6 protein-coding genes are annotated in these 5,899 nt (G+C 73.8%); 3 read left to right on the forward strand and 3 right to left on the reverse strand.

Annotation, left to right across the window (positions count from 1 at the left end; all coding sequences use genetic code 11):
- Positions 1-11: 11 nt before the first annotated feature.
- The gene (locus tag HMPREF0731_RS10705; RefSeq protein WP_245538301.1) at positions 12-1,691 is read right to left on the reverse strand and encodes an ATP-binding protein; all 1,680 of its coding nucleotides are present in this window, start codon (positions 1,689-1,691) and stop codon (positions 12-14) included.
- A gap of 139 nt (positions 1,692-1,830) precedes the next feature.
- On the opposite strand from HMPREF0731_RS10705, the gene HMPREF0731_RS10710 reads away from it, so the two are divergent.
- Together HMPREF0731_RS10710 and uraH are read left to right on the forward strand one after the other, a co-directional pair.
- A complete protein-coding gene (locus HMPREF0731_RS10710) occupies positions 1,831-3,258 on the forward strand; it encodes a SidA/IucD/PvdA family monooxygenase (RefSeq protein ID WP_007004136.1) in 1,428 nt (475 codons plus the stop codon).
- Positions 3,255-3,611 (forward strand): hydroxyisourate hydrolase, encoded by a 357-nt coding sequence (uraH, locus tag HMPREF0731_RS10715; protein ID WP_007004137.1) that lies wholly within the window; start codon positions 3,255-3,257, stop codon positions 3,609-3,611. The genes HMPREF0731_RS10710 and uraH overlap by 4 nt, the downstream gene beginning before the upstream one ends.
- Before the next feature lie 66 nt (positions 3,612-3,677).
- Here the strand turns inward: uraH and catB are convergent, their stop codons facing one another.
- A complete protein-coding gene (gene catB / locus HMPREF0731_RS10720) occupies positions 3,678-4,322 on the reverse strand; it encodes a type B chloramphenicol O-acetyltransferase (protein ID WP_007004138.1) in 645 nt (214 codons plus the stop codon).
- 223 nt (positions 4,323-4,545) lie between these two features.
- Positions 4,546-5,478: a LysR family transcriptional regulator gene (locus HMPREF0731_RS10725; protein WP_169312284.1), complete on the reverse strand. Its 933-nt coding sequence runs from the start codon at positions 5,476-5,478 to the stop codon at positions 4,546-4,548.
- Positions 5,479-5,552: 74 nt separating this feature from the next.
- Between HMPREF0731_RS10725 and HMPREF0731_RS10730 the strand changes: the two genes are divergently transcribed.
- On the forward strand, positions 5,553-5,899 hold a 347-nt coding region (locus HMPREF0731_RS10730), incomplete at its 3' end, for an EamA family transporter (RefSeq protein WP_007004140.1).

Genomic DNA, 5,899 nt, shown 5'->3' on the forward strand with positions numbered 1-5,899 from the left:
CAACCGCCGCCTCAATCCGTGGCGGTGGCGACCATCAGCAGGGCGGTGCGCATCGCCTGCTCCGAATCCAGCCAGCCCGTGTCGATATCCTCGGCCGCCAGCGTCAGGCTCTCGGGCGAGAGCAGGGCGCGCAGCTGCGGCTCCTTCCACGCCGCCGGCTGGTCGCGCTTGGCCAGCGCATAGGCGAGCGCGCGCGCCACGCGCAGCACCATGGCGCGCTCGGCGACCATCAGCGCCGCGCGCGACACCTGCTCCGGCTCCGCCTCGGGCGGGGCCAGGCCGCGCAGCCGCTCGGCCAGGGCGGCGATGGCGGGGTAGTTCAGGTTGATGTGCAGCTGATGCGTCTGCGGGTAGTAGGCGGCGGCGCGCTGCGCCAGGTCACGATCGGCGATCTCCGCCGCGTCGCGCAGCAGCACCAGCTGGGGCGCCTGCTCCGGCGCTGGCGGGCGCGGCGGGGCGGCCGCATCCGCCTGGCTCTTCGCCGCGGCCGGCTTGGCCTCGGCCCCCTTCTGCGACGGCCGGCGGCGCTGCACCTCCAGGCGCTCCAGCAGCTCCTGCAGCGTGTCGCGCGCCTCGTCGGCATAGCTGGCCTCGGGCATGGCGGCGTCCAGGTGGCGCCGCAGCCAGGCCGGGATATGCGCCGCCACCAGCGCCGCGAAATCCAGCGCCTTCACCGGCGCCTGGCCGCCGGCGCGGTAGCGCAGGAACTCCCGGTAGGCGTCCTGCTGCACCGGGTAGTCCGGCGGCAGCTCGACCAGCACGCTGATGTTGCGCGACAGGAAGGGGATGCCGAAGCCCGGCGCCTCGCGCCGCCAGAAGCCGCCCCAGAGCAGGCCATAGACCTCGTCGCGATACACCACCCCGGCCAGGCTCTTGCGGCTGTCGCTGGCGCCGGGCGCGCTGGCGTCCGGGTCGTAGGCGTAGTGCAGCACGATGCCCTGCGGCAGCCGCACCGCCTCGTAATCCGCCAGCGCCGCCAGCCGCGCCTGCATCGGCGTGACGCGCCCGGCCTCGCGCGCCGGGGCGGTGCCCGGCAGCAGCGTCACCTCCACCCCCGCGGGGAAGCGGAAATAGCGCAGGATGATGGCGTTCAGCAGCCAGCGCCCGCCGCCGCGCGGCTGGCCCAGATAGGGGTCGGACACGGTGTCCTGACCCTCGGCATTGCCCAGCAGCACCACCTCGGTCCATTCCTGGTCGGTGGGCCGGCGCTCGGCCGCGGCCTCGGCGGTGACGTGGATCACCTCGGTCGGCTTGCCCCCCGGGCCTGGCCGCAGCAGCCGGCCATAGACGCCGTCATACTTGCCGATCACCACCTCCTGCACGCTGCCCTTGCGCGCCGAGCGGTAGCGCAGCCCGCGCTGGTTGGAGGGCAGCGCCGCCACCTTGGCGCCCATGCCGAAATTGTGGTCGAGCCCGGTCTCCTTGCGGATCGAGGCGGCGATGTCGCACATGCGGTAGAGCTCCGGCCCGGTCAGGCCGGGGCCGGTGTTCCAGATCGCCAGCTTGCGGCTGCCCTCCATCGGCAGGGCGGAGAACTCCACCCGCCGCTCGCCCTCGGGCGCCAGCATGGCGGCCTCCAGCGCGTTCTGCAGCAGCTCGCGCACCATCATGGTCTTCGGGCAGCGCTCGATCATCGAGGCCACCAGGAAATCCTCGTCCTTGACGCGGAGCTTGGTCACGCCGGCGCTCACGGGCACCTCCATGGCAGGGGGGTGGGCGGGCACGGAAGGCGCCGTGCCGTGTGCCGCGCTTGCCGGACGCCTCCGGCCGGCGGCATGCTGTGATGCATAGCAGCAAGGCGCCGCCCCGCGCCAGGATCGGGAACCCGCGATGTCCGACGCCCTCGACGCGCTCGCCCAGGAGGCGCGGCGCCAGCTCGACCACCTGGACTACCCGGCGCATCCCTGGCTGCCGCCGGCGCCCGAGGGGGTGCTGGACGTCGCCATCATCGGCGCCGGGCAGACCGGGCTCGCCACCGCCTTCGGCCTGCGCCGGCAGAAGGTGGGGAATGTCGCGGTGTTCGACCGCGCCGCGCCGGGCGGCTGCGGCGTCTGGACCAGCTTCGCCCGCATGCGCACCCTGCGCACGCCCAAGCACGTCACGGGGCCCGATCTCGGCATCCCGGCGCTGACGCCGCGCGCCTATTTCACCGCCCGCGACGGCGCCGCCGCCTGGGACGCCCTGCGCAAGATCGGCCGCGAGGACTGGCAGCGCTACCTCGACTGGTACCAGGCGACGCTGGCGCTGCCGGTGCGCCACGGGCACGCGCTGCTCGGCATCGACAGCGCCGGGGACGGGCGCCTGCTGGCGCTGCGCTTCCGCACCGCGGAGGGGGAGGTGGTGCAGCTGGCCCGCCGCGCCGTGCTGGCCACCGGCATGGACGGCTCCGGCGCCTGGCAGATCCCGCCGCCCTTCGGCGCGCTGCCGGAGGGGCGCGTGCTGCACACCGCCCAGGCGATCGATTTCGCCGCGCTGGCCGGCAAGCGGCTGATCGTGGTCGGCGCTGGCGCCTCCGCCTTCGACAATCTGGCGACCGCGCTGGAGGCCGGCGCCGCCAGCGCCACCATGCTGGTCCGCCGCCCGCGCATGCCGCGCGTCAACCCGTTCCGCTGGATGGAGCAGGCGGGCTATCTCGGCCAGTACCACGCCCTGCCGGACCTGCTGAAATGGCGCTTCACCCGGCACATCTTCGAGCTGAACCAGCCGCCGCCGCAGGAAAGCTGGGACCGCGTGGCCGAGGATCCGCGCTTCCGCCTGGTGATGGGCGCGCCGGTTCAGGGCGCCGGCATGGACGGCGACGCGGTGGTGCTCGACACGCCGCGCGGCCGCTTCGCCGCCGATGCGGTGATCCTCGGCACCGGCTTCACCTTCGATCTCGGCCTGCGGCCGGAGCTGGCCGCTTTCGCGCCCGGCATCCTGCTCTGGAAGGATGCCTTCACCCCGCCGCCGGGGGAGGAGAGCGCACTCTGCGGCGCCTCCCCCTACCTCGCCGATGATTTCTCCTTCCGGGAGAAGACGCCGGGTGCCGCGCCGCTGCTCTCTCGCCTGCATTGCATGACCTATGCGGCGACGCTCTCCATGGGCCTCTCGGGCGCCAGCATCAGCGGCATGAAGTATGGCGTGCCGCGGCTGGTTGATGGCATCTGCCGCGCCCTCTGGCTGGAGGATGCCGGGGCGCAGCTCGACAGCCTGCGCCGCTTCGACCTGGCCGAGCTGACCTCCACCATCCCGCAGGAACTGCCCGAGGCCGCCGAATGAGCAAGCCGTCCGCCCTGACCACCCATGTGCTCGACACCGCCTCGGGCCGCCCGGCCTTGGGGGTGCGGGTGGAGTTGTGGCGCGTGGCGCCGGACCGCCACTACATCGGCCACGCCACCACCAACGCCGATGGCCGCACCGACGCGCCCCTGCTGCCGCCCGAGGCGTTTGCCCCCGGCCGCTACGAGCTGCGCTTCCACATCGGCGACTACTTCGCGGCCCTGGGCCTGGCGCCGGAGCCGCGCTTCCTGGACGAGGTGGTGCTGAGCGTCGGCCTGGCCGAGGGGCAGGGGCACTACCATGTGCCGCTGCTCTGCACGCCCTGGTCCTATTCGACCTACCGGGGCTCGTGAGCCAGCCGCGCGAGGCGGGCCGCGACCGGCCCGCCCGCCACCGCTGACGGGCCGGGCGCGCCGGGGCTACGCCAGCGGCGGGACGGCCGCCTGCCAGTGGCGATGCAGCGCCGCGATGTCGCCGCTGGTCAGCAGCGGCATGGCCGCCTGCAGCGCGTCATCGCTCCAGTCCCACCAGCGCAGCTCCAGCAGCATCGCGATCTCGGCCTCGCCGAACCGCTTGCGGATGAGCCGGGCGGGGTTGCCGCCGACGATGGCGTAGGGCGCGACATCCTGCGTCACCACCGCCCGCGCGCCGATCACCGCGCCATCGCCGATGGTGATGCCCGGCATGATGATGGCCTCGGTCCCGATCCAGACATCGTTGCCGATCACCGTGTCGCCCGCCGGGCGGTAGCCATTGGCCGCGCCCGCGAAGGCGGGGACCTCCGGCATCCAGTGGAAGGGGAAGGTGCTGACCCAGTCGCTCCGGTGCCCCTGGTTGCCGGCCATGATGAAGGCCGCGCCCGAGCCGATCGAGCAGAAGGCGCCGATGATGAGCCTGTCGATGCCCGCGCCCTCCTCCGGCAGCAGGAAGCGCGCGCATTCGTCGAAGCCGTGGCCGTGGTAATAGCCGGAATAGTAGCTGTGCCGCCCGACCCGGATGTTCGGGTTGGTGACGAGGCGATCGAGCGTGATGCCCTTGAACGGGCTCTCGAAGACATTCTGCATGATGAGGACCGCTTGTTCGCAAGCCGCGCATGCGGCGGGGTTCACCCGGAGGGTCGCGGGTGGACGCCGGCAGGCGACCCTGCGGGTCGCTTGCCTCGGCTTCTCGCGTCAGGGACGCGGAAGCGCGATGCCGGTGGTACTCGGGGCGGCCTTCATGCCGGGATGATGGCGCGCCCGGCCGCTTCTGCCAAGGCCGGGCGGGGCGGGCGGCCGGCCCGCCCGGTCATGCCGCGCCCTGCGGCGGATCGAACGGAAACCCCGGCGGCAGCAGCCGCGCCCGCGCCCCGAGGATCACCCCCTCCACGAACCCCAGCGCCGCGCGCAGCCGCGGGCTGCGCCGCAGGTCCTCGTGATAGACCAGCCACAGCCCGACCGCCGGTATGGCCCGCGGCGCCGGCAGGCGGCGCAGCGCTGTGTCGGCCTCGGCCGAGAAGCAGGACAGCAGCGCCGCCCCCAGCCCGCTGCGCACCGCATTGTGCAGCGCCTGCATGGCGTTGGAGCGCAGCACGATCCGCTCCTCCGGCACCAGCGAGGCCATGTGCCGCTGCAGCGGCGAATGCCCCGAGGCGTCCTGGTAGGCGATGAAGCTCTGCTCGGCGAAGCTCCGGTGGTCGTCGCGCGCGGCGTAGAAGGCGAAGCCGGCCTCGCCCAGCCGCTTCGCCACCAGCCCCGGCAGGTCCGGCCGCGCCAGCCGCAGCGCCAGATCGGCCTCGCGGCGCGACAAATCCAGGCTGCGGCTGTCCGCCACCAGCTCCATCCGCAGCCCGGGATGCGCCGCCAGGAACGGGCCCAGCGCCGGCGCCAGCAGGCAGGCGGCCAAGTGTGGCGTGGTCGTCACCCGCACCGGGCCGGTGAGGCCCGTCGCGGCGCCATCGATCCGCCGCAGCAGGCCGGTGACCTCGGCCTCCATGCGCTCCGCCGCCTCCAGCACCGCCTCGCCCAGCGCGGTGGGGGCGAAGCCCTCGGGGCCGCGCTCGAACAGCGGGGTGCCGAATTCCTGCTCCGCCGCCTCCAGCCGGCGGGCGATGGTGCTGTGGTCCACCCCCAGCGCCCGCGCCGCGGCCGAGAGCGAGCCGCCCCGCCGCAGCGCCAGCAAGGTGCGCAGCCGGTCCCAATCGCCGAGTCCCCGCTCGGCTGTGTGTTTTTGCGCAGGCACCGGGCGATCAAACGCATCGCCTGCGCGAATGTCCACAGCCATCCTGTGCTGCGACGCAACAAGGAGGGCCGGCGATGCCCCATCTCTCGCAACGCGCCCGCGGCATGGCCATGCTGACCGGCACCGCCCTGGTCTGGGGCGGCATGTTCGCGGTGGTCAAGCCGCTGATGGCGGCGCTCGACCCCTTCACCCTGACCGTGCTGCGCTACGGCCCGGTCGCGCCGCTGCTGCTGGCGCTGCTCTGGGCGGTGGAGGGGCGCGCGGCGCTGCGGCTGGAAGGGGCGGGGCCGCGCCTCTGGGCGCTCGGCACGCTGGGCTTCGCGGGCTTCGGCCTGCTGGCCTTCCTCGGCCTGGCCCGGGCCGAGCCGCAGCACGCCTCCGTCATCCCGGCGCTGATGCCGCTGATCGCGGTCGCCATCAC

Source organism: Pseudoroseomonas cervicalis ATCC 49957 (genome assembly GCF_000164635.1).
Lineage (GTDB): Bacteria > Pseudomonadota > Alphaproteobacteria > Acetobacterales > Acetobacteraceae > Pseudoroseomonas > Pseudoroseomonas cervicalis.

Coding starts and splice junctions, on each gene's coding strand:
- HMPREF0731_RS10710 (WP_007004136.1), top strand. CDS start 1,831: ATGTCCGACGCCCTCGACGCGCTCGCCCAGGAGGCGCGGCGCCAGCTC.
- uraH (WP_007004137.1), top strand. CDS start 3,255: ATGAGCAAGCCGTCCGCCCTGACCACCCATGTGCTCGACACCGCCTCG.
- catB (WP_007004138.1), bottom strand. CDS start 4,322: ATGCAGAATGTCTTCGAGAGCCCGTTCAAGGGCATCACGCTCGATCGC.